This window comes from Shewanella sp. SM87, assembly GCF_025653705.1.
Classification (GTDB): Bacteria; Pseudomonadota; Gammaproteobacteria; order Enterobacterales; family Shewanellaceae; genus Shewanella; species Shewanella oncorhynchi.
The window spans coordinates 1-1,307 of the sequence record NZ_JAKKSC010000078.1; the positions used below are offsets into that span (position 1 = coordinate 1).

At 45.1% G+C, this 1,307-nt stretch carries 1 protein-coding gene; it reads right to left on the reverse strand.

The features are described 5' to 3' along the window. Positions 1–34: 34 nt before the first annotated feature. Positions 35–1,237 carry an IS4 family transposase gene (locus L5M11_RS23690; protein WP_263187185.1) on the reverse strand — a complete coding sequence of 401 codons (1,203 nt, stop codon included), beginning with the start codon at positions 1,235–1,237 and terminating at the stop codon, positions 35–37. Positions 1,238–1,307 lie beyond the last annotated feature (70 nt).

The following is a 1,307-nucleotide window of genomic DNA, read 5'->3' on the forward strand; positions in this document are numbered from 1 at the left end:
GGCGCTGGGGGATCCCCGGCGCTGGGGGATCCCCTCATAATTGAGGTTTTCCAGCGTCATGAACTAAGTTTATATATTCGATTAATGCCCAGCGAAAAATTGTCTCCTTTACCGGATATTTGTCTCTTTTGCGTACTTCCTTTCCAAGTCTAACAATTGATAGCACAGCCTGCTTTCTCACTGTATTGGCTTGAAAATATCTTTGCCATCCAAGGTGTTGTGCCGCTAACCCAATACACCACAACACGATTTCAGCCAGCATAGAGATGAGCAGCAATACATCATATCGCTTTGGACAACGGCTGCGGCTTTGTCTAAGGCCCATGCCATATTGCGGACTTTTTAAATCGCGGAAGGTTTCTTCAATTTGCATTCGCTTAGCATATAAATCGACGACCTTTGAAGGGCCAAAGTAGTCCGGAGGTAGATTTGTTGCGAGTAGCCAAGGCTCTTTACTCCCTGAGCTGTAACTCTTTTGTGCGGTGTGATTTCGCCCAGCTTTAGAAGAACGCTTATCCTTACGCAGCTTAGGTTTAGCTTTAAACAAGTGCAGGTAACATTGTAGCGGAGACTTGCGCGCTAACTTGACGCTACCCATGTATTTCGCGGTTGAATTCGCTTTAGGATAGAGGGATTTATTTGACTGCCATGATGTTTGGCCGTTGAGCATAAAACTGACATCACCACGAACTCTACCTAGCCAAAACCAGCCATGGCGCTCGACTTCCCTAAACCAAGTATTGCGATAACCTGCATCGGTGACGATGAGCGGGCAGCATCCTGGCGGCAATACGTTAGCAAGCTCAGCTAAGAAAGCGTTATGACTGCGYGGGGCATTGTAATCTTCAAACAGAAAAGTGCGTTCGTACAACGTAATGGAGCGACCTTTAACACTKATTGATGCGCGTAAGGTCATCATTCGCAGTTGTTCGCGCACATCWGACCAATCCACAAGAATAATGGGCATCGGATTTGAGCCGCAGAGATACTGTGCATGCCATTGATAAATAGCGAACTTATCTTTGACAACATGTAGATTTCCGAGCAGTCGGTCAATACGCTTGATATTGTGTTTTGGTGCAACGTTACCCGTTATGTTCCGTCCTAACTGGGTTAACGAGAGTTGATTGCCATCGAGTAAAGACTCAGTAGCAACCATCAGAGAATTAAGGCGTTTTTGGTGTATTTGAGGGCATTGTTTTTTGAGTAAATCGTGTAATATGTCGATATCACGCATGATGTTGGATCTAGTAGGTTTTTGGCGAAATTGATTAGATCAAACAGCATCATGCGTGTCTACTTATTTG